The organism is Lentzea sp. JNUCC 0626 (genome assembly GCF_043632865.1).
Lineage (GTDB): Bacteria > Actinomycetota > Actinomycetes > Mycobacteriales > Pseudonocardiaceae > Lentzea.
In genome coordinates, this window is record NZ_CP171635.1 from 5,571,600 (window position 1) to 5,593,707 (window position 22,108).

General features: G+C 70.5%; 14 protein-coding genes. 6 read left to right on the forward strand and 8 right to left on the reverse strand.

All coding sequences use genetic code 11. The annotated features are described in order from the left end of the window. The first annotated feature begins 116 nt into the window (after positions 1–116). Together JNUCC0626_RS25015 and JNUCC0626_RS25020 are read left to right on the forward strand one after the other, a co-directional pair. Positions 117–500 (forward strand): globin, encoded by a 384-nt coding sequence (locus JNUCC0626_RS25015; protein ID WP_382445420.1) that lies wholly within the window; start codon positions 117–119, stop codon positions 498–500. Between the two features lie 57 nt (positions 501–557). After that, on the forward strand, positions 558–2,150 hold the full coding sequence (locus JNUCC0626_RS25020; RefSeq protein ID WP_394613199.1) for a glycoside hydrolase family 13 protein: 1,593 nt from the start codon (positions 558–560) through the stop codon (positions 2,148–2,150). A 19-nt stretch (positions 2,151–2,169) separates the two neighbouring features. Here JNUCC0626_RS25020 and JNUCC0626_RS25025 read toward each other — a convergent pair whose 3' ends face one another. The 4 genes from JNUCC0626_RS25025 to JNUCC0626_RS25040 form a co-directional block, all read right to left on the reverse strand. Further along, complete coding sequence (locus JNUCC0626_RS25025; RefSeq protein WP_394613200.1) at positions 2,170–3,282, reverse strand: low temperature requirement protein A; 1,113 nt, start codon at positions 3,280–3,282, stop codon at positions 2,170–2,172. 127 nt (positions 3,283–3,409) lie between these two features. Further along, positions 3,410–4,747 carry an FG-GAP repeat domain-containing protein gene (locus tag JNUCC0626_RS25030; protein ID WP_394613201.1) on the reverse strand — a complete coding sequence of 446 codons (1,338 nt, stop codon included), beginning with the start codon at positions 4,745–4,747 and terminating at the stop codon, positions 3,410–3,412. 36 nt (positions 4,748–4,783) lie between these two features. After that, positions 4,784–6,199 carry a hypothetical protein gene (locus tag JNUCC0626_RS25035; protein WP_394613202.1) on the reverse strand — a complete coding sequence of 472 codons (1,416 nt, stop codon included), beginning with the start codon at positions 6,197–6,199 and terminating at the stop codon, positions 4,784–4,786. Between the two features lie 48 nt (positions 6,200–6,247). Continuing rightward, positions 6,248–9,211 (reverse strand): AfsR/SARP family transcriptional regulator, encoded by a 2,964-nt coding sequence (locus JNUCC0626_RS25040; protein WP_394613204.1) that lies wholly within the window; start codon positions 9,209–9,211, stop codon positions 6,248–6,250. A 91-nt stretch (positions 9,212–9,302) separates the two neighbouring features. On the opposite strand from JNUCC0626_RS25040, the gene JNUCC0626_RS25045 reads away from it, so the two are divergent. The 3 genes from JNUCC0626_RS25045 to JNUCC0626_RS25055 are packed head-to-tail and all read left to right on the forward strand — an operon-like array spanning position 9,303 to position 11,274. Continuing rightward, positions 9,303–9,722, forward strand: a complete 420-nt coding sequence (locus tag JNUCC0626_RS25045; protein WP_394613205.1) for a helix-turn-helix domain-containing protein — start codon at positions 9,303–9,305, stop codon at positions 9,720–9,722. Continuing rightward, a complete protein-coding gene (locus JNUCC0626_RS25050) occupies positions 9,719–10,144 on the forward strand; it encodes a hypothetical protein (protein WP_394613206.1) in 426 nt (141 codons plus the stop codon). The genes JNUCC0626_RS25045 and JNUCC0626_RS25050 overlap by 4 nt, the downstream gene beginning before the upstream one ends. Positions 10,145–10,146: 2 nt before the next feature. Beyond that, a complete protein-coding gene (locus JNUCC0626_RS25055) occupies positions 10,147–11,274 on the forward strand; it encodes a DUF6545 domain-containing protein (protein WP_394613207.1) in 1,128 nt (375 codons plus the stop codon). Here the strand turns inward: JNUCC0626_RS25055 and JNUCC0626_RS25060 are convergent. Both JNUCC0626_RS25060 and JNUCC0626_RS25065 read right to left on the reverse strand, forming a co-directional pair. Continuing rightward, entirely contained in the window at positions 11,223–11,849 is a 627-nt protein-coding gene (locus tag JNUCC0626_RS25060; RefSeq protein ID WP_394622092.1) for a hypothetical protein, read from the reverse strand. The two genes, JNUCC0626_RS25055 and JNUCC0626_RS25060, sit on opposite strands and share 52 nt — an antisense overlap. Further along, positions 11,842–12,273: an acyl-CoA thioesterase gene (locus JNUCC0626_RS25065; RefSeq protein WP_394613208.1), complete on the reverse strand. Its 432-nt coding sequence runs from the start codon at positions 12,271–12,273 to the stop codon at positions 11,842–11,844. Before JNUCC0626_RS25065 ends, JNUCC0626_RS25060 begins: the two co-directional genes overlap by 8 nt. 85 nt (positions 12,274–12,358) lie before the next feature. Between JNUCC0626_RS25065 and JNUCC0626_RS25070 the strand changes: the two genes are divergently transcribed. Beyond that, complete coding sequence (locus JNUCC0626_RS25070; protein WP_394613209.1) at positions 12,359–12,856, forward strand: DUF2975 domain-containing protein; 498 nt, start codon at positions 12,359–12,361, stop codon at positions 12,854–12,856. A 100-nt stretch (positions 12,857–12,956) separates the two neighbouring features. On the opposite strand, the gene JNUCC0626_RS25075 is transcribed toward JNUCC0626_RS25070, so the two are convergent. Then, positions 12,957–17,900: an NAD-glutamate dehydrogenase gene (locus tag JNUCC0626_RS25075; RefSeq protein ID WP_394613210.1), complete on the reverse strand. Its 4,944-nt coding sequence runs from the start codon at positions 17,898–17,900 to the stop codon at positions 12,957–12,959. Between the two features lie 391 nt (positions 17,901–18,291). Then, entirely contained in the window at positions 18,292–22,098 is a 3,807-nt protein-coding gene (locus JNUCC0626_RS25080; protein WP_394613211.1) for a hypothetical protein, read from the reverse strand. Positions 22,099–22,108: the final 10 nt, after the last annotated feature.

The following is a 22,108-nucleotide window of genomic DNA, read 5'->3' on the forward strand; positions in this document are numbered from 1 at the left end:
TAGAACACCCATTCGAGACGGTGATCATCCGGCGTCCTGCCAGTTCACACCCCTATGGCAGAGGCAACACCCGGGGCGGCCTGCGCGCGGCGGCCCCGGTGAGTCAGGATGAGCGGGTGGGAAACCCCGTGAGCTTCTTCGAACAGGTCGGTGGCGAGGAGACGTTCCACCGCATCGTCGCGCGCTTCTACAAAGAGGTGAAGTCCGACGAGATCCTCCTCCCGCTGTACCCGGAAGAGGACCTCGGACCTGCGGAGGAACGGCTGCGGCTGTTCCTGATGCAGTACTGGGGCGGCCCCCACACCTACTCGGACAACCGGGGCCACCCGAGGCTGCGGATGCGCCACGTGCCGTTCAAGATCGGTCCGATCGAACGGGACGCGTGGCTGCGCTGCATGAGGATCGCCGTCGACGAGGCCGGTCTGGACGAGGCTCACCGCAAGCAGCTCTGGGACTACATGGAGATGGCCGCGAACAGCTTGATGAACAGCTTTTCGTGACCGCCCATCACCCGATCGGGTCCTTTAGCAGCGAGACGAATGGCAGGATGACCCCCCGTGCGACGATCCTCCGACCTCAGCCCTGAGATCGCCGAAGAGGCCGCCTGGTGGCGTGACGCCGTCTTCTACCAGGTCTACGTGCGTTCCTTCGCCGACTCCAACGGCGACGGTGTCGGCGACCTCGAGGGCATCCGGTCCCGCCTGGGCTACCTGGAACTGCTCGGGGTCGACGCCCTCTGGCTCACCCCGTTCTACCGGTCCCCGATGGCCGACCACGGCTACGACGTGGCGGACCCGCGGGACGTCGACCCGTTGTTCGGCGACCTGGCGGCGTTCGACCGGCTGGTGGCGGACGCGCACGAGCACAACATCCGCGTGACGGTCGACCTGGTCCCGAACCACACGAGCGACCTGCACGAGTGGTTCCAGGAGGCCCTGCACGCGGGCCCGGGCAGCATGGAACGCGCCCGCTACATCTTCCGCGACGGCCGCGGCTTCGACGGCTCGCAGCCGCCCAACAACTGGGTGTCGATCTTCGGCGGCCCCGCCTGGACCCGCGTCCAGGACGGCCAGTGGTACCTGCACCTGTTCGCGCCGGAGCAGCCCGACCTCAACTGGGAGCACCCCGAGGTCCGCGCCGACCTGGAGCAGACGCTGCGCTTCTGGCTCGACCGCGGCGTCGACGGCTTCCGCATCGACGTGGCGCACGGCATGGCCAAGCCCGAGGGCCTGCCGGACATGAACCTTCAGGTCCAGGCGCCGGGCGTGCTGTCGGACGACGCGCACGACCCGCGGTTCGACAACGACGGCGTGCACGAGATCCACCGCATGATCCGCAAGGTCATGGACGGCTACCCCGGCACCATGGCCGTCGGCGAGATCTGGGTGAAGGACGACGAGCGGTTCGCCGCCTACGTCCGCCCCGACGAACTGCACCTCGGCTTCAACTTCCGCCTCGTCGAGGCCGACTTCGACGCCGACGCGGTGCGTTCGGCGATCGAGCACTCCCTCGGCGCGGTCGCCCTGAGCGGCACGCCCGCCACCTGGACGTTGTCGAACCACGACGTCGTGCGGCACGTGACCCGCTACGGCGGCGGCACGGCGGGCGAGCAGCGGGCCCGCGCGATGACGCTGGTCGAGCTGGCGCTGCCGGGCGTCATCTACCTCTACAACGGCGAAGAGCTCGGCCTGCCGAACGTGGAGCTGCCCGACTGGGCGTTGCAGGACCCGACCTGGGAACGGTCCGGCCACACCGAGCGCGGCCGCGACGGCTGCCGCGTGCCGATCCCGTGGGAGGGCACCACCCCGCCGTTCGGCTTCTCGACGGCCGTCAACACCTGGCTGCCGCAGCCGAACGAGTGGGACCACCTCACGGCCGAGGCGCAGCTGGAGGACCCGGGCTCGATGCTCTCGCTGTACCGCGAGGCGCTGGAGCACCGGAAGTCGCACGCGTCGTTCGCCGGTACCGAACTCGAGTGGTACGGCGCTCCGGCGGGCTGCTTCGCGTTCCGGCGCAAGGGTGGCGGGCTGATCTGCGCGCTGAACACGTCCGGTGCGTCGGTGCCGCTGCCGCCCGGTCAGGTGCTGCTGTCGTCCGGCCCGATGGACGGCGACCAGCTGCCGCCCGACACGGCCGTCTGGCTCGTCTGAGGTCTGGTGCTGGGGGCTCTCACGCCCCCAGCTTCTCCTCCACGGCGAGCAACGCCCCGAACACCAGCACCAGCGCGGCGACCTGGGCGATCGCCAGCCACAACCCCACCGGGATGGTCGCGAGGGCGAGCACGGCCGCGAGCACGCGCCACCGGTTCGTGCCGATCCCCATGCGGTGCCGGAAGAACACCTGTCCCGCCAGGAAGATCGCCGCTCCCCCGCCCAGCGCGAGCGCGCCGCTCAGGTAGAGGTGCTCGGTGGCGTGCCCGATGGTCTTCTTGATGCCGACGCACACGACGACGACGCCCAGCAGGATCGGCGCGTGCGCCCAGCCGAACGCCGAGAGCGCCGCCCGGGACCGTTCCACCTGGGACATGTGCGTGAGGGCGTGCTCGGCGCGCATGTCCTGTTCGCGACCGAAGTGGCACCACCAGAGCTGGTAGGCGAGCGCGAGGCCGAGCAGAGCCGCCACGACGAGTGGGACGGTGAGCGGCAGGCCCGCCGCCCCGATGCCGATGGCGATGATCGACTCGCCGATCGCGATGATCACCACGAGCCCGTGCCGTTCCACGAAGTGCACGGGCCTGATCCGGAACTCGCCGTGCCGCCGGTTCACGTACGGCGAGACGACCATGAGCACGACCGCGGCCGTCCACGCCGCGGCCCGCGCGACCGGCGGCAGGAACCCGCCGACGAGCACCAGGCCGGCGGAGCCGAGGTTGAACGGCGCCAGCCGGGCCATCGCCGTCGCGGAACCGGGCCCGCCCGAGGCGAGGAACAGCCCGGAGTGCACCAGGTTCACGATCAGGTAGCCGATGCCGAACGCGGCCCCGGCGGCGCCGAACGCGTTCGGGATCGCCAGCGCGATGACCAGGAACCCGCCCATGCCGACCATCAGCAGCAACCGGCGGACCGTCGTGTTCGGGGGCACCGAGTTCGTGAGCCAGACGTACCCGAAGTACATCCACAGGATCACGAACAGCATGATCACGACCTGCCCGAAGCCCAGCGGCGACGTGTCGTCGGCGAGCTTGCGAGTCAGCTGCGTGATGGTGAAGACGAAGACCAGGTCGAAGAAGAGCTCCAGGGTGGAGACCCGGTACTCCTCCTGCTGCTGCGGTTCGGCTGACACGCGCGACATGGTGCCACGCGCATCAGCCTGGTGCGCAACGATTTCCGCGACCCGAAACCTGGAGCTTACTCCAGGTAGGACAAAAGCCCCGGAACGGATGTCCCGGGGCTTTCGCAGTGCAGACCTGTCAGGCGAACGTGCGCACCTGCGACCAGTTGCCGCCGAGGTCCCAGCTCACTCCGCCGAACGGCACACCGCCGGGGTTGACCAGGGAACCGTTGCCGTACACCGACAACTTGCCGGTGGGCTCGACCGCGACGATGTCCGCGTAACCGTCACCCGTGGCGTCCATGACCGTGAACTGCTTGACGCCGGACCAGTTGCCGCCGCGCACGCGCCACGTCTCCCCGGTGAACGGGCGGTGGTCGCCGATCAGCGACGCGTTGTTGTAGCCGAACAGCTCACCGTTCGCGTCCACCGCGATCAGGTCGCCGTAGCCGTCGCGGTTGACGTCGGAGACACCGAGCTGCTTGACGCCGCCCCAGCCCGTGCCGAGCTTCCACGTCTGGCCGCCGAACGGCTTGCCGCCCGGATTCACCTTGCTGCCGTTGGCGTACACCACCAGCGCGCCCTCGGCGTCGACCGCGACCAGGTCGCCCCAGCCGTCGCCGGTCACGTCGGCGATCGCCAGCTGCTTCACGCCGGCCCACGAACCCTCGTACTTCCACGTCACGCCGGTGTACGGCCTGCCGCCGGGGTTGACGACCGATCCGTTGGCGTAGACGGACAGGCTGCCGTCCGCGTCCGTCGCGACCAGGTCGGCGTACCCGTCACCGGTCACGTCACCGGAGGCCAGCAGCTTCGCCGAACGCCAGTCGCTACCCGAGATCCGCCACGTCTCCCCGGTGAACGGCTTGCGGTCACCGCTGACGAGCGACGCGTTGTTGTACCCGAAGAGCTCTCCGTTGGCGTCCACCCCGATGAGGTCACCGAAGCCGTCGCTGTTGACGTCGCTCACCCGGTCCGCCGGGATCGCGACCTCCGCGATCAGGGACCGCGCCTTGCTCTCGACCTGGTCGTACCGGTCGGGGAACGCCGACCGCTGCACGTCCTGGGCGACCTGGCCCGGGGTGAACCCCGGGTTGGCGCGGGCGCTGTTGATCGCCCGCTTGAAGAACTCCCCGGAGGCGTGCTCCACGTTCTGCACCTGCTCCGGCGTGCCCCAGCCCATCGACGGCCGTTGCTGGAACACCCCGAGGGAGTCCCGGTCGCCGCAGGGGAGGTTGTTCATGCGGGACTCGACCCAGCCGGTCTCGAATCCGGCGAGCATCACCTTGTCCGACACCCCCATGTCGCGGCCGACCCGGTAGACGGTCTTGGTGACGTTCAGGTCGCGCTCGGCGGGGATGGTGCAGTCGGCCGCAAGGCCTGCCGTGTCACCGGGCCTCGCCACTGCTTCGGTCGCGGCGCCGGTAATCGTCGCGGCGGCCAGGACACCGATCACAAGTCGCTTCAGGACAGACATCTCATCGCTCTTCTCAGTGAGGTTCGTGATCGGGGATCAGGCGAAGGTGCGGACGGCGGACCAGTCGCCGACCGACATCCACGTGCGGCCGGAGAACGGCACGCCACCGGGGTTGACGAGAGAACCGTTGCCGTACATGGACAACTTGCCGTCGGGCTCGACCGCGACGATGTCGGCGAAGCCGTCGCCGGTGGCGTCCATGACGGTGAATTGCTTGACGCCGGACCAGTTGCTGCCGCGCACGCGCCAGGTCTCCCCGGTGAACGGGCGGTGGTCGCCGATCAGCGACGCGTTGTTGTAGCCGAAGAGTTCACCGTTGGCGTCCACCGCCACGATGTCGCCGTAGCCGTCGCGGTTCACGTCGGAGACGCCGAACTGCTTGACCGAACCCCAGGAACCGTTGTACCGCCAGGTCTCGCCACCGAACGGCTTGCCGCCGGGGTTCACCTTGGTGCCGTTGGCGTAGACGACCATGGCGCCGGTGCGTTCGACCGCGACCAGGTCACCCCAGCCGTCACCGGTCACGTCCGCGATCGCCAGGTGGGAGACGTTGCTCCAGTTGCCCTCGTAGCGGAAGGTCTCGCCACCGCTGAACGGCTTGCCGTCCTGGTTGACGACCGAGCCGTTGCCGTAGACGACGAGCGAGTTCCCTTCGACACCAACGAGATCCGCGTAGCCGTCACCGGTCACGTCGCCCGAGGCGAGCGTGCTGATACCGGACCAGTTGCTGCCCTTGTAGCGCCACGTCTCGCCGGTGAACGGGGAGCGGTCGCCGCTGACGAGCGAGGCGTTGTGGTACCCGAACAACTCGCCGTTGCCGTCCACGCCGACGAGGTCGCCGAACCCGTCGCTGTTGATGTCGCTCACCCGGTCCACCGGACGCGCGTCGGCGATCTTGTTGTAGCGCCACGGCTGGTAGTTGCCGCTGAAGTACGGGTAGGGGATCTCGCGGCGCACCGTGTGCCCGGGAGAGCCCGCCTGCTCGATGCCGATGTAGCGGGTCCTGGCCTCGTTCGCCCACGCCTCGAAGAGCACGACGTGGCCGGCGGCGCCTCCCGTTCCCGGGCCGAGGTTGCCGAGCACGTCACCGGGCATGAGGTCGTCCTTGGCGATCCGGGACGAGACGCCGGGGATGGTCACCGTGGTCAGGCTGCCGCCGAGCTTCCACGCCATCGACACGAAGCCGGAGCAGTCCGACCGGTACCCGCCGAACGAGCCGTTCATGTCGTAGGGCACGGGACCGTTGTTGATGGCCGTGAGCCAGGACTTCGCTCTGTCGATCACCTCTGCCCTGGTGATCGCCTCGTTCACGGCGGAGGCCGAGAGCGCGGACACAGCGAGTCCGGAGTCGGTGCCCTGACCGCCGGCGACCGGTGCCGCCGAGACGGGGTGCGCCAGCCCCAGCACGGCCAGCGCGGCGATTCCCAGTCCGATCAGCTTCTTGCTCTTCATGTTGTCCCCCAAGGGCTTTCGCGAACCTGATGTTCGCGGTGCTGGGGACTACTCTGGGCGGGACGCCTCCAAGCGATCTGAAGATCGGATTTGAGGTTCCTCTTCACGTGCCTCGCGGGCGCCGAACCGCTGGAAGATCGCCAGTGCCTCGGTCCACGCGGCCCGGTCGCCGAGCATCGCCAGGTCCCGCAACGTCCGCGCGCGGAACAGCGGCAGGGCCAAGGCGTCCCACCACCTCAACGACTGTTCGAGGTGCTCGCGCGCCTCGTCGAGGCGACCCTCGGCGAGTTCCAGCTCGCCGAGGGTGCGCAGCATCAACGCCTGCCCGAACCCGTCCTGCATCTCGTTGCACGTGACGAGGCACGCCGCCAGGTCGTCCCTGACCTCGGCGCCCCGGCCCAGCCTGATCCTGACCTTGGCGAGCGACTGCACGGCGTACGCCGTCATGAGCCGGTCCCCGGTGTCCCGCAACAACTCCAGCGCCCGCGCGCAGCACTGCTCCGCCTCGGCCAGGCGCCCGGCCGCGCGGTGCACGATGCCGACCGACCGCAACGCGATCGCCTCCGCCCGGCGGTCACCGAGCCGGCGGTAGGCCTCCCAGGCCCGCAGCGCCTGGTCCAACGCCGCGGGCAGGTCGCCCTGTTCGGTCAGCACGCGACTGATCCCGTGCACCGCCTGGGCGATCGCGGCCGGTTCGGTCAGGTCCGGCAGGGCCTGCTCCAGCGACGCGAGGGCGTCGGCGAGCCTGCCACGTTCCCGTTGCACGCTGCTCAGCACCAGCCGGACGCTCGCCTGGCCGCCCTGGTCCCCGCAGCTGCGGTACGCGCTGATCGCCCGCTCGTAGTAGTCCTCGGCCTCGTCGAAGCGGTCCTGTTCGAACCGCAGCCAGCCGAGGCCCGCGAGCAGCCTGGCCTCGCCCGCGCGGTCTCCGGTCCTGCGGGCCGCGCCGAGTGCGGCGTCGTGGGTGCGCCACCAGAGGCCGAAGAGGTTGTGCACCGCGAACCTGGACGAGCACAGCGCGGCGGCGAGTTGGGTGGCGTCGCCGCTCAGGTCGAGCTCGCTCAGGCGTTCCGTCGTCGTGACGAGGCCTGTCTGCTCCTGCGCGAACCAGTTCTCCGGATCGGCGAGCAGGTCCTCGATCGACCGTTCGTCCAGGTGGGGCACGGCTTCCGGGCGATCGGTGGCGAACGCGGCGTGCGGCATCCGCGCGCCGGCGATCCGCACCAGCGCCAACGCCGAGTGGGCCGCGCGGGAGGCGGAGGCGTGGACGTCCTCCGGTGGTTCCTCGGTCTCCCCGCGCTCACGGGCGAACGCGCGCGTCAGGTCGTGCAGGTGGTAACGGACCATGCCGCCGTTCATGGACATGTCGACGAGCTGGGCGTCCATGAGGCGTTCGACGGCTTCTTCCGCTTCGGGCAACGGACGGTCGAGGAGCGCGGCCAGCAGCCAAGGCCCGAAGTCGGGCACGCCCAGCAGCCCGAGCCGGCGCAACGCCACCCGTTCCCGTTCCGGCATGCCGTCGTAGCTCAACGCGAGACTGCCCCGCACCTCCAGATCGCCGACCTGGAGTTCCCGCAACACCTCCCGCTGATCGGAGAGACGCTCGGCGAGCCTGCGCAACGGCCACAGCGACCGCGCCGCGAGCCGGGCCGCCGCGATCCGCAACGCCAGCGGGAGGTGCCCGCACAACCGGACGATCCGCAGCGCCTGCTCCCGGTCCGCCTCGACCCGCGCCCCGCCCGCGACCTGGCCGAGCAGGTCCAGCGCCTCCTCGTCGTCGAACACGTCGAGGCCGAGGTGGGAGGCGCCGCCGAGGCCGTCGAGGCGCTGGCGGCTCGTGACGAGCAACGCGCACTGGCGTCCACCGGGCAGCAACGGCCGGACCTGCTGTTCGTCGGCGGCGTCGTCCAGCACGACGAGCACCCGCCGTTCGGCGAGCAGCGTGCGGTAGAGCTGGGCGCGTTCCTCCAGCCGGTCGGGGATGGCGGCGTTCGCGACGCCGAGAGCACGCAGGAACGCGGCGAGCACGTCCGCCGGTTCCGTGCGGACCTGCTGCAGTCCACGCAGATCGGCGAACAGGCGGCCGTCGGGGAACTGGTCGCTCGCCCCGTGCGCCACGTGCACGACGAACGCCGACTTGCCGATCCCCGGCTTGCCCGAGATCACGCAGAGCCGCACGCCTGCCCGCAACCGCCGGGTGAGCTCGTCCGCCTCGCGCGCACGGCCGGTGAAGTCGCCGATGCCGTACGGCAGCTGGTCCGGGCTGGTCGACGGCTCCGGACGCGCCGGTTCCTCGCCCCGCAGCACCTTCTCGTGCGCCGCCCGCAGGTCCTGCCCCGGTTCGACGCCAAGTTCGTCGAGCAGCAACTGCCGTCCGTCGCGGTAGCGGGCGAGGGCGTCCGCCTGCCGTCCTGCCTGGTGCAGCGCGAGCATCAGCAACGCGCGCGTGCGTTCCCGCATCGGGTGTTCCGCGAGCACCGAGGTGAGCGGACCGATCAACGCCTCGCCCCGGCCGAGCCCGAGCTTCGTCTCCGCCGCGTCCTGCACGACCGCCAGCCGCAGTTCGTCCAGGCGGAGCCGTTCGTTCTCGGCGTGCAGGCCTTGTGCGCCGCCCAATGCGGGGCCGCGCCACAACGCCAGCGCGGCGTCGAACCGGTCCACCGCCTCGTCCGGTGCGGCGTCGGCGAGCAGGCGGCGGCCGTCCTCGACCAGCCGGGTGAACACGTGCAGGTCGATCTCGTCGGGTGCCGCGGTGAGCAGGTAACCACCCCCGCGCCGGTCGATGACGTCCCCGAGCGCCCGCCGCAACGCCGACACGTAGGTGTAGAGCGAGGCTCTGGCCGTCTCCGGCGGTTCGTCTCCCCACACCGCGTCGACGAGGTGGTCCGCCGAGAGCACCCGGCCCGTGTTGATCGCCAGCAGCGCGAGCAACGTCTTCGGTTTCGGCCCGCCGAGGGGGACGGGTCTCCCGTCGACATCAGCCTCCACCGCGCCCAGCAGTCGAAAACGCACGCAATCCCCCAGGACCGTCCGACCATCAGACTGACTACCTCGGCAGCCTGAGTCACTTTAATGATCGAACGGCCGACTGTAGGCTGCCCTCATGGCGGACGTCAACGAGGGCGCGAGCACCCCTGCCGCGGTGCCGCGGACGTTGGCGGAGAAGGTCGACCACCTGTTCCGCGAGGTGCACCCGCGCGGCCGGAAGCCCTTCACCCACCCCGAGGTCTCGGTCGCGACCGGCCTGTCGACGGGCCTGCTCTCGGCGTTGCGCTCGGGCAAGAACACGAACCCCACGAAGGACACGATGCAGCGGCTGGCCGAGTTCTTCGGCGTGCCCGTCGCCTACTTCTTCGACGACCAGACGACCGAGCAGGTCGCCGCGCAGATCGGGCTGGCGGCCGCGATGCGCGACGCCGGGGTCGCCAGCGCCGCGGCCCGGATGGTCGGCCTGTCATCAGGCAGTGTCGACGCCGTGCGCGCGTTGACCGAGCAACTGCGCAAGCTGGAAGGGCTGGGATGAGACGGGCCAGGAAACTGGACCTGCCGCGCCCGTTCGACGTGCACGAGCTGTGCAACCGCGTCGGCGCCGACAGAGGCAGACCGATCGTGCTGACACCATTGCCGATGACCCTGCTCGGACCGTGCGGCCTGTGGCTCGCGGGAGAGCGCGCGGACATCGTCTGCTACGAGCAGCGCACGTCGGCGTTGCACCAGGAGCACATCATCCTGCACGAACTCGGTCACATCCTGCACGAGCACGAAGGCGCCGAGACGATGAAGGACCTGCTCCCCGACCTGAGCGGGAACACCGTGCGGATCATGCTGGCCCGCCAGCACGAGACGTTCGGCAACCGCGCGGAACGGGAGGCGGAGGACTTCGCCTTCGCCGTGCTCGCGCGGGCCAGCAGGTCCACGGGATTCCACAGCACCCTGGAGGACTGACCGTGGCACCCGCGATCGCGGCCCATCTCGTGCTGGTCGCGGTCATCGCGGCGGGTGCGCTCAGCCGGTTCTTCGCGTGGCGGCGCAACCCGTCCGACCGGGCCGTGCGCGCGGTGTTCTTCGCGTTGGCCTGCTACGGGATCTCGATGACGCTCGGGCTCGCCGCCGTCTACTGGCCGCTGTACCGCGTGTTCGGGGAGATCCCCGGTTTCCCGCAGGTGGTGCAGCACCTCGCCAACATGGGCACGGCGTTCTTCTCGCTGGCGTTCCTGCTCGCCGTGGTCAAGCCCTCGGTGGCGCTGACGTCCCGCGTCAGGCTGCTCTGCGGCGCCGCCGTGGTGACGTTCGTCTGCTACCTGCTCGGGCCGTTCCGGCTCGGGTTGCCGTTGCTCCCCGAACGCGGTCACGCCGACACGGGTGTTCTCGCCTATGTGTTGTCGTGGCAGCTTTACTGCGCGTACGCGACCGCCGACGCGTTGCGGCTCGTGTGGACAGGCCGTTCCCGTGAGCGCGGGGTCATGCGGGCGAGCCTCACGTTGCTGGGCATCGGTTCCGCGCTCACGCTCACACACGCGGTGCACAAGATGGTGTACGCGACCGCCGTGTGGCTCGGCACTCCTCCTCCGTGGGCGGACCACGGACTCTCCGGCATCCAGATCGTCCTGGTCGTTCCCGCGGGGTTGTGCACGCTGGCCGGACTGATGCTGCCGTCGGCGAGCGCGGGCGCACGCAGGCGTCGGCTGCACTGGCAACTGGCGCCGTTGGCCACCGCGCTCGATGTGCCGGAACGCGGCGGGTTCGGCTCGCGCACCCGGTTGCTGAACCGGGTGATCGGCATTCGCGACGCGTTGATCGGCCCGGTGCGTTCCCGATTGGACGCTGCCGTGCACGACGCGGCGCTGGCGCACTTCGTCGGTACCGGGATGGCCGAGTCCGACGCGCGTGCGTACGCCGAGGCCGCGTCCATCGACGCGGCCCTGCACGGCGGTCAGGGAGGCGAGCCGCCGTCGTTCTTCGCGCCCGCTCCCGAAGACGAGGCGGAGTGGCTCGCCAGGGTGAGCACCGCCTACGCCGAACTTCAGACGAGCAGCGGCAGCATGGAGTGGCGGCGCCGGACGACCGCGCCATAACGGGCGTCGATCCGCACCCACGAGTCGGTCGCGGTCACCCGGACCTCGCCGTCCTCGCCGAGGAAACCCATGCCGGACAACGCGAACAGCACCCGCAGCGGGATCTTCACGTCGAGACCCGAGCCGCTGACGGTCAGCACCGTCTGGTCCAGCAACGAGGCGGGCGGCGTGCCCTGCGGCCCGGTGTTCTCCCGTGCCACCTCGACACCGTCGTCGGCGATCTTCGCGACGACCTCGACGGGCAGCCGGTCGACCACGAGCCAGCCCTCGACGGGCGGCAGGGCCGAGCGCCACATCAGGTCCTTGGCGGGGCCGGGGTCGATGCGTTCGTCGCGCATCACCGCGAGGCCGGTCAGCAGTTCCGAACCGGACACCGTGACGTCCGCCGGATTCGCCTGTCCCGCAACGGTTCGCGTCGCGAGCGCGTCGAACGGCGTGGCCACCCACGCGTCGAGCAGCTCGTCGTTGCGGTTGCGCAGCCGGACGACGGACTGACCGTCGAGCCGCACCGCCCGCGCGGCGAACGCGCCGAGGTCGTCTCTCTCGGCCGCGTCGGCCAACACCAGCTCAGGCACCATTTCCCCCTGCCCGCCACCCGGCGAGAAAGTCGCGCTCGGCCTCGGTCAGCCGGCGCGGACGTGCTGTCGTCACGTTGTAGGGCGCCATGAGCGTTTCCGCCCTGACCACCACCGGGCTGTTCACGTCACGGCTGCCGCGCACCACGTAGTCGAGCGTGAGCGACGCGGACTTGAGCTCCCGCACCGACATCTCGACCATGATGTCCTCGCCGGTGAACACGATCGGCGCGAGGTACTCGATCACGAGCTTCGCCACGACCATGCCCTCGGCCAGTTCCTTGACGCCGTGCCGGGCGGCCTCGGTGAACAGCAGCTCGATGCGGGCCTCTTCGAGCAACGTCACCGTGTTCGCGTGGTTGACGTGGCCGAACGCATCCATGTCCGACCATCGCGGCCGCACACCAGTGACGAAGACACCCATGCAGGGACCCTACCGCCCGCGAACCTTCACAGGACCTCCACACCAGGCGATTGAAAATCGATAGGCAGCTGTCGATACTCGATCTATGTCTCGCGCAGTCGTGTTCTTCCTGCAAGCACTGCTCGCCTTCGCGTTCCTGTGCGGTCTCTTCGCGCAGGTCGCGGTGATCCCGGCGACCGCGGCGAACGAGGTCGAGAACTTCCCGCCGTACGAGTCGGTGAGAGTGCCGCTCGTGGTGCTGGCGATCGTCTTCGTGGCGTGCCTTCAGCTCCTCGCCGTGGCACTGGGCGGAATGCTGCACCGGGCCGGTCAGGGCACCGTGTTCGAGTCCGGTGCGCTCACGTGGACCAGCGTCGCGATCAGCGCCCTCGCCGCGGGCGCCGTGGTGCTCGCCGGGTTGTTCGTCTACGTCACGTTCACCGACATCCCCTCCCCCGCCGACGGCATGGAGGTCCTGGGGCTGTGGATGGGTTCCGGGGCCGGCACGGTCGCCGCGATCGGGGTCGCGCTGCTCGTCGTGGTCGGACGGCAGTGGCTGGGCCGCGCGATCGCCCAGCGCGCGGAACTCGAACAGGTCGTCTGACGTTGTAGGAGTAGCGCCGTGGAGGGGATTCCTTGGTGCAACAGAGAACCGGGGCGTCGCGGAGGGGATTCCGCGGCGCCCCGGTTCTGTTCGCTCTGCCTTACCTGACCATGCTCCGCACCTGGCGTGCGGCGACGGACAAGGTCGCCAGGTCCAGCTGGTGCACCCGATTGATCTCCTCCAGCGCACCGCGCGACCGGGCCAGGCGGGAAGCGTTGGCCTGCTCCCACTTGGTGATCTTCTCGGTCGCCGTGTCGTCCTCGTCGCTCGCCCGCAGGACGTCGACGGAGATGGCCCGCAGCGACGAGTAGAAGTCGTCGCGCAGTGCCAGGCGGGCCAGCGCGTGCCAGCGGTTGCCGCGCTCCAGGCTCGTCACCGAGTCCAGCATGTGGTCGATGTCGAGGTGGTCGGAGAGCTCGAAGTACAGCTCGGCCGACTCGCGGTGCGACCGCTCCGGGCCCATGCCACCGGCCGGGCCGATCTCGCGTTCGGCGAGCTCGGCGATCTCGGTGACGTCCAGCAAGCCGTACATGTAGAGCAGCGCCGCGACCTTGCGCGCGAGCTCGGCCGGCACGCCCTGTTCGACGTAGCGGTCGGCCTTGCCCGCCACCACGTCGAGTTCCTTGCCCTTCAACAGGTCGAAGGCGAACGGGCTGAGCTCCTCGACCACGCGGCGGAACCGGTTGATCGTCGAGCCCACGGCGAGCGGCTGCGGCCGGTTCGACAGCAGCCAGCGCGACGCGCGGTCGAGCAGGCGGCGGGTCTCCAGCACCATGCTGTCCTGGACGTCCGTGGCCACCACGCTGTCCAGCGCCTCGATCTCGCGCCAGATCGACGGGAGGTCGAAGACCTGGGTGACGACGGCGTACGCGCGCACCGCGTCCGTCGCCGACGCGCTCATCTCCTCGGCCAGGCGGAAGGCGAAGGAGATGCCGCCGCCGTCCACGACCTCGTTGACGACGACCGTGGTGATGATCTCGCGCGCCAGCGGGTGGTTCGGGATCGCGGCGCCGAAGCGTTCGCGCAGCAGGCTCGGGAAGTAGTCCGGGAGCTTGCGGGTGAACGTGTCGATCGTCGGGATGTCGCTCGCCAGCAGCTCTTCCTTCAGGGTGAGCTTGGTGAACGCGAGCAGCGTGGAGAGTTCCGGTGAGGTGAGCCCTTCGCCGGCCTTCTCCAGCGCCTTGAACTCCGCCGCGCTCGGCATGGCCTCGAGCTTGCGGTTGAGCGCGCCGCGGGCCTCCAGGTCGGCCGTGAGCCGCGCGTGCACCGAGAGCATCGGGGCCGCGTGCGCCCGGCTGACGCCGAGGACGTTGTTCTGCGAGTAGTTGTCCGCCAGCACGAGGTCGTTGACCTCGTCGGTCATCTCCGCGAGGACCTCGTTGCGCTGCGACTGCTCCAGCGACCCGTCCCGGACCAGGTGGTCCAGCAGGATCTTGATGTTGACCTCGTGGTCGGAGCAGTCGACGCCGGCGGAGTTGTCGAGGGCGTCGGTGTTGACCTTGCCGCCCCGGCGCGCGAACTCGATGCGGCCGCGCTGGGTCAGCCCCAGGTTGCCGCCCTCGCCGATGACCTTGACGCGCAGCTCGTCGCCGTTGACGCGGATCGCGTCGTTCGCCTTGTCACCGACGTCGGCGTGCGACTCGGCCGACGACTTGACGTACGTGCCGATGCCGCCGTTCCAGAGCAGGTCGACCGGCGACAGCAGGATCGCCTTCTTGAGCTCCGGCGGGGACAGCTTCGTGACGCCCTCGTCGAGGCCGAGCGCGACGCGGGCCTGCTCGGAGATCGGGATCGACTTGGCCGTGAGCGGGAAGATGCCGCCGCCCTCGCTGATCAGCGTGCGGTCGTAGTCGTCCCACGACGAGCGCGGCACGTTGAACAGCCGCACGCGTTCCGCGAACGAAGAGGCCGCGGTCGGGTTCGGGTCGATGAAGATGTGCCGGTGGTCGAACGCGGCCACGAGCCGGATGTGCTCGGACAGCATCATGCCGTTGCCGAACACGTCACCGGACATGTCGCCGATGCCGACGACGGTGAACTCCTCGGTCTGCGTGTCCACGCCGAGCTCGCGGAACGAGCGCTTCACGCTCTCCCACGCGCCCTTGGCCGTGATGCCCATGGCCTTGTGGTCGTAGCCGATCGAGCCACCGGACGCGAACGCGTCGCCCAGCCAGAAGCCGTAGCTCTGGCTCACGCCGTTCGCGATGTCGGAGAACGTCGCGGTGCCCTTGTCGGCGGCCACGACCAGGTACGTGTCGTCGGCGTCGTAGCGCACGACCTGCGGGGCGGGCACGACCTCGTTGTTGATCAGGTTGTCGGTGAGGTCGAGCAGGCCCGAGATGAACATCTTGTAGCAGGCGATGCCCTCGGACATGAAGTTCTCGCGGTCGATGCCGGGGTCGCCGGTGGGGGCGATCGGCTTCTTGACGACGAACCCGCCCTTCGCGCCGACCGGCACGATCACGGCGTTCTTCACGGCCTGCGCCTTGACCAGGCCGAGCACCTCCGTGCGGAAGTCCTCGCGGCGGTCGGACCAGCGCAGGCCACCGCGCGCGACGGAGCCGAAGCGCAGGTGCACGCCCTCGACCCGCGGCGAGTACACGAAGATCTCGAACTTCGGCCGCGGCTGCGGCAGGTCCGGGATGGCCTGCGGGTCGAGCTTGACCGACAGGTACGGCCGGGCGTTGCCGTCCGCGTCGCGGAAGAAGTAGTTCGTCCGCAGTGTGGCGTTGATGAGGCTGAGCAGGCTGCGCAGGATGCGGTCCGCGTCGAGGCTCGTCACGTCGTCGATCAGCTTGCCGATCTCGGTGACCATCACCTCCGTGTGTGCCGCACGCGTCGTGTCGTCGAGCGCCGGGTTGTACCGGGCCTCGAACAACGCGACCAGCGCGATCGCCACGGACGTGTGCCCGAGCACCGCGTCCTCGATGTAGTCCTGCGAGTACGGCGTGCCCGCCTGGCGCAGGTACTTCGCGTACGCGCGCAGCATCGCGGCCTGCTGCCAGGTCAGACCGGCCTGCAGCACCAGCGAGTTGAACCTGTCGACCTCGGCCTCACCACGCCAGACGGCGGCGAACGCGTCCTGGAACCGCACCCGGACGTTGTCCAGGTCGGCCTCGGACAGCTGGGCCAGCGCGGCCTTGTCGATGCGCAGGCCGAAGTCGTAGATCCAGCACTGCACGCCGTCTTCGCGGGCGATCTCGTACGGCCGCTCGTCGACGACGATGACGCCCATGCGCTGGAGCATCGGCAGCACGTCGGACAGCGTGATGCCGTCGCCGGTCACGAACAGCTTGAAGCGCCGCTCGCCCGGTTCGGCGTCCTCCGGCACGTAGAAGACCATGTCGAGGCCGCCCTCGACGAGCGCCTCGATGCGCCGGTAGTCCTCCAGGCCGGTGGAGGCCGGGAAGTCCTCCTTGTAGGCCTCGGGGAAGACCGTGGAGAACCGCTGCCCCTGCTCGGTGGCCGACTCGGCACCGAGGTCGCCCTCGTCGCCGACGACGGCCTCGATCATGCGGTCGTCCCAGCTGCGGACGGCCTCGGCCAGCTTGGCCTGGATCGCGTGGACGTCCGGCTCCAGCGTGCGCGCCGGGTCCGTGTGCACCATGAAGTGCACGCGGGCCAGCGCCGACTCGCCGATGCGCGCGCTGTACTCGAGGTTCAGGCCGCCGAGCTCGGCGAGCAGCACCTCCTGCATCGCGAGGCGGCTCGTCGTCGTGTAGCGGTCGCGCGGCAGGTAGACCAGGCAGCTGAAGAACCGGCCGAACGGGTCGCGGCGCAGGAACAGCCGCAGCCGGCGGCGTTCCGCGAGCGCGATGACACCCGTCGTCGTCTGGTAGAGCGTGTCCGCGTCGACCGAGAACAGCTCGGTGCGCGGGTAGTTCTGGATCACTTCCAGCATCCGCTGGCCCGAGTAGGACTGGAGCGGGAAGCCGGCGCGGTGGATGACGTCGCGCACGCGGCGTTCGACGACGGGGATGTCGAGGACGTTCTCGTGCAGCGCCGTGGTGCTGAAGATGCCCAGGAAGCGGTGCTCGCCGGTGACGTTGCCCTCGCCGTCGAACGTCTTCACGCCGACGTAGTAGGGGTAGACGCTGCGGTGCACGCTGCTCTGCGCGCTCGCCTGCGTGAGCACCAGCAGGTCGGGGCTCAGGGCCTGCTCGCCCTTGTCCGGCCCGGCGGTGAGGCTGCGCGCGGCGAGGCTGTCCTGGCGCAGCACGCCGAGCCCGCTCGCGAGCACCGCCCGCAGCGCCGGTTCGCCCTCTTCCTGCACCAGCTCGTACTGCCGGTAGCCCATGAACGTGAAGTGCCCGTCCGCGAGCCACTTGAGCAGGTTCGCGCCGTCCGTGGTGTCCGCGGACGAGTCCTTGCCCAGCTCCTCGGCGAGCTGCAGGGCCGTCGTCACCATGCGGTCGGTGTCCTCGACGACCTCACGGACGTCGGTCAGCACCGTCAGCAGCCGGGTCTCGAGCTCGCGGGCGCGATCGGGGTCGGTGATGAGGTCGACCTCGATGTTCATCCACGACTCGGCCAGCGCGTCGGCCGGCGGATCAGCCGGGTCGGCGGTCGGCAGCACCTCGGTGCGCTCGCCGGTGACCGGGTCCCGCCGCACGACGACGATCGGGTGCACGACGCGTTGTACCTGCACGCCACCCCGCGTCAGCTCGGAAGCGACCGAGTCGACGAGGTAGGGCATGTCGTCGGTGACGACCTGGACCACGGTGACAGGACACTGCCACCCGTCGGTCCCGCGCGTCGGATTGAGAATGCGCACCGCGGCGCGTCCGGGAACGCGGCTCTCGGCGAGCTGGTAGTTCGACCGCACCGCACCGACCAGGTCCACCGGGTCGTCGTCGTTGACTTCCTCGGCGGGCACATGGCGGTAGAACAAGCGGATCAGGTCTGCGAGTTCGGGGGCATTGGCGGCGGCCCGTTCGATCAATTCGTCACGGACCTGCTCAGGACTGGCCGTTGGACTTCCGCCACCCGCGGCGGGGGCCGCGGAGACGTCGTCGGTTCGGGTCGGGGCTCCAGTCGAGGTCATCTTCAGGCGACTCCACGCTATCCGGCACCTCTGTGTGCCGGGTCCGGCCCCACCATAGATGGAGTGGCGGCCGTCACCGGCAACGGGAGGGGCACTGACGGACCACTGAATCGTGGGCTGAATCGAGTCACTTCATCAGTGGTGGCAAGGCATTCCGCATCGTCGGGCGAGCACGACCCCCGGCATCCCCCGCCGGTCTCCGCACCCACCCCTGCACAGCATTCATCCGATCATGGGCCCAGCGACGTCGTGACCACCGCCGAACCACCACCCCGCCCACCGCCCGCCGTCTCCAGGACACCGCTGCTCCACCAGCCGGGTGCCCACCAGACCCCGCCCCCAGACCACCCGGCCGAGCTTGGGCAAGGCTTGAGGTGTGGCGCTGACCACCTCACCGGTTCGGCAGCGTCCACTCCGGCGGCCCATCCGGTCGGACCCGACGAATCGGACCCGTCGTCTCACTGTCCGCAGGCACCCCGACGGGCACGATGGGCCCCGTCTTCTCCTGCTCGGATTCCCCCGGCACCGCACCCAGCACGTCCGCCGCCTGTACCGGCTCGGTGGCGGGCGCGGGCTCGGCAGCGCCCCAGTCCGGCGCCGCCAGGTCCGTGACCTCGAGCTGCTCCTCGTCGGAACGCCGCCCCGTCTCGTACGCGACCAACGCCTCGGCCAGGAGGTCGGCAAGACTCATCTCGCTGGGCCGACGCCGACTGCTCGGCCGCCCCGCCGAGTCCGCGTCCCCGGACCCGACCGCACTCACCTCACCGGCCCCAACGCTGTTGGGCGCTGCGCTCTCGGTGGCGAAGAAGTCGTAAGCCGAGTCCACGCTGGGCTCACCAACAGGCCCGAAGCCGGTCTCGGTCGGAGCGTCGACGAAGGCGGGCTCGCCGGACTTGGCCCCGAGATCGGCACCGGCCGAGCCGGCCGCCGCCTGGTCGGACCCGGAGCCCACGTCAGACTGGCCGTAGCTGGAGCCCTTGCCGAAGCCGGAGTCGAACCCGGCCTCCGCGCCGTAGCCATAACTGGTGGCAGAGCCGGACTCCTCGCCGTGGGCGCTGCCAAAACCCGCCCCGGCACCAACACCCGACTCCGAGCCCTGGCTCGCACCCAAGCCCGAGTCCCGACCTTCGCCAACCCCCGACCCAGCACCAAAACCCGAGTCCATGCCCTGGCTCGTACCAAAACCCGACTCCGCGCCGAAGCCCGAGTCCGTGCTCTTGGGCGTGCCGAAGGCCGGGTCCTTGGGGCTTTCGCTTGAGCCGTAGAGGGATTCGGCGTAGCCGAGTTGGCTGCCGAAGCCTGCCTGCGTGCCGAAGGTCGGCTGGGTGCCGAAGGACTGCGTGCCGAAGCTCGTTTGCGTGCCGAACGTGGGCTGCTGCTGGTCGGGCTGCTGCACCGGAGGCGTCGGCGGGGTGTCGTCGTCCTCCACGTCCGCCGAGCTCAGGAACGTCGTCGACAGCAGGTCCGGTTCCTGCGGCGCCGGGATCTCGGACGGCGTGGGGACCGTCGGCACCTCGTCCGGAAGAGGCGGGAGGGGCGGGAGGGGTTTCTCGTCCGGGTCCGGGGTTTCGGCCGGTGGGGTGGGGACCGAGGCCGTCACGGCCTTGGGGGTGCTGAAGTCGAGGCTGCTGAAGTCCAGGTCCGGGAGGTTGCGCTCGTCCGGGTCCTGGGTGGCCGCGGGGAAGCCCACTGCCGGGGTGTGCAGCGGGTAGGCGGGCTCGTCGTCGACGTGCGGGCCGAAGTCCGGGGTCGCGGGCGGGCGGGAGAACGCCGCCGAGAGCTTCGAGCGGGTCGCGCTGTCCGACGTGTTGTGGTCGGTGAAGTAGCTCGGGCGGGGCGGGGCTCCCGCGTCGGCGAAGTAGTCCTTCTTCGGCTCGTCCTGGGAGAAGGACGACGGCGGTTCCACCCGCCACGACGGGGTTTCCGACTGCTGCTCTGCTTCCTGGGCGCGGCGACGGCGGCCACCCGCGCGCAGGCCCTGGGCCTTGAGCATGTCGAGGACGCTTTCCGACTGCGGTCTCGACTCGTCCTCGTGGGCGGCGGCTTCCTTCGCCGCCGCCGCGCGTTCCTCTGCCAGGCGGGCCACCTCCTGGTGTGCCGCTTCCTGGCGGGCCACGTCGCGGCGGACCGCCTCCTGGCGCGCTGCCTCCCGGCGGGACTCCTCCTGGCGGGTGTTCTCCTGGCGGATCGCTTCCTGCCTCGCCAGCTCCTGGCGCAGAGCGTCCTCGCGGGCGGCTTCCTGCCTCGCGGCCTCCTGGCGGGCCGCCTCCTTGCGCGCGGCTTCCTGGCGGGCCGCTTCCTGGCGGGCCGCTTCCTGGCGTGCGGCCTCTTCGCGAGCGGCCTCTTGGCGGGCAGCCTCCTGGCGTGCGGCTTCCTCGCGGGCCGCCTGATGACGGGCCGCCTCTTCGCGGGCCGCTTCCTGGCGTGCGGCCTCCTGACGGATCGCCTCCTGCCTCGCCAACTCCTGGCGGGCGGCGTCCTCGGCGGCCTGGGCCTCGCGTTCCGCCTGGGCTCGCTGCTCGGCGCGGGCCTGGCGTTCTTCCTCGATCTGGCGGCGGGCCTCGCGTTGCAGCTCCATCAACTGCTGCTCGACCTTGCGCTTGCGCTCCTGCTCCACGGTCAGCGGAGGCTGCTGTTGTTGTTGCGGGGCAGGCGGTTCGGGATCGGCCGGCACCGCCGGGATCTCGGCGATGGTGGTCGGGCGGTCGTCGTCGATCTCACCCGCGGCCACTCGGGCGGCCCGGCGGCGGCCGCTCACCATGGCGCCCGCCGAGGCGATCAGGCCCGAGGCCGGGACGGTGCGGTCAGACGGAGAAGGGGAAGGGGTAGACGGCAGGGAGGCGGGTGGCTGTTCCACGGATTCCGGCATCTTGTCATCGGGTTCGCCGAACGGCTGGACCATGCGCCACCGGTCGGCGGCGTGCTGGCGGGCCGCGGACAAACCTTCCACGGTCATGTCCTCGGCAGCGCGCCGGACGCGCTTGTTCAGCCCATCGCCCTTGCGGACCTGGACCGGGCGCCACTGCCGGAGTTGTTGCTTCAGTGCGGCGGACAGCACGCCGTCGGTGACCACCTGCATGCCCTCGACCGGGCGGAGCAGGCTCGCCAGCTGCTGGTGCAGGTCGGACGGCTGGCGGTGGACGCCGGAGAACTCGGCGGCGAGGCGGGCGCGCACCGCGTAGACGGCGCGGGCGCGGCGACGTTCGGCGGCGTGGGCGGAGCGCAGGTTCGTGAGCGCGTCGGCCAGTTCACCGGACACCTCGTGCACGTGGGCCAGCGCGAGCAGGCTTTCCGCGAGCAGGGTGTCGAGCTGGTGGCGTTCGGCGCTCGCCGCGGCTTCCCGCAGCATTTCGCGGGCCAGTGCGACCCGGCCGGCAGGCAGGTGCACGCGGGTGGCGAGCGCGAGGCGCAGCCAGCCCGTGTCGGACGCCGACGGCGCGCGCACCGGACGCTCCAGCACCGGGGTGCCCACGTCGGTCGCGTCGAGCAGGCGGTTCGCGTCCATCAGCGAGAGCGCCAGTTCCAGCGTGAGCCGGGCGACGCCCTGACCGCTGTCCGCGGCCGGATCCGAGAACCTGCTCAGCAGGTCGAGGCCCTCCCGCGCCGCACCGATGGCGGCGGCGAGATCGCCCCACCTGCGGTGCTGCGCGGCCTGCACCGCGCGGATCAGGCCGCGCAGCAGCAGACGTGCGTCCTCGTCGAGCGTCGTGTCGGCGACGTAGAGCTGGTCCGCCTCGGCGAGGGCCAGCGTGGCCTCGTCGCCGCGGCCGACCGTCACCAGGCACTCGCTGGCCTGCACCAGCGCCGACGCCCGCAGTTCTGCGGGCACGTCCGGCGCTTCGAGCACCGGCGCGACCGCCGCGAACCCCGTCAGCGGGGCTCCCACGGACCGGGCGCACTCCGCGAGTTCGACCCGCAGCAGCCACCCGGTCTCGTGCTCACCGGCCTTCTCGGCCGCCTTCAGGGCGTCGATCGCCCGGTCGGCGATCCTGACGCCGCGGCCCACGCGGTTGCCCGCGAAGACCACCAGCGACTCCGCCCGCAGGCGGTCGGCCTCGTCGCGGCGGGTCGAGGCGAGCGCGACCGCGCGCTCTCCCAGCACCAGAGCGAGCTCCGGTGCGCGCCAACGCAGCATCCAGGCGGGCACGACCAGCGTGCTCACCTCGACGTTCGCCTGCGTCTCGCCCCTCGCCGCCACGACGTCGCCG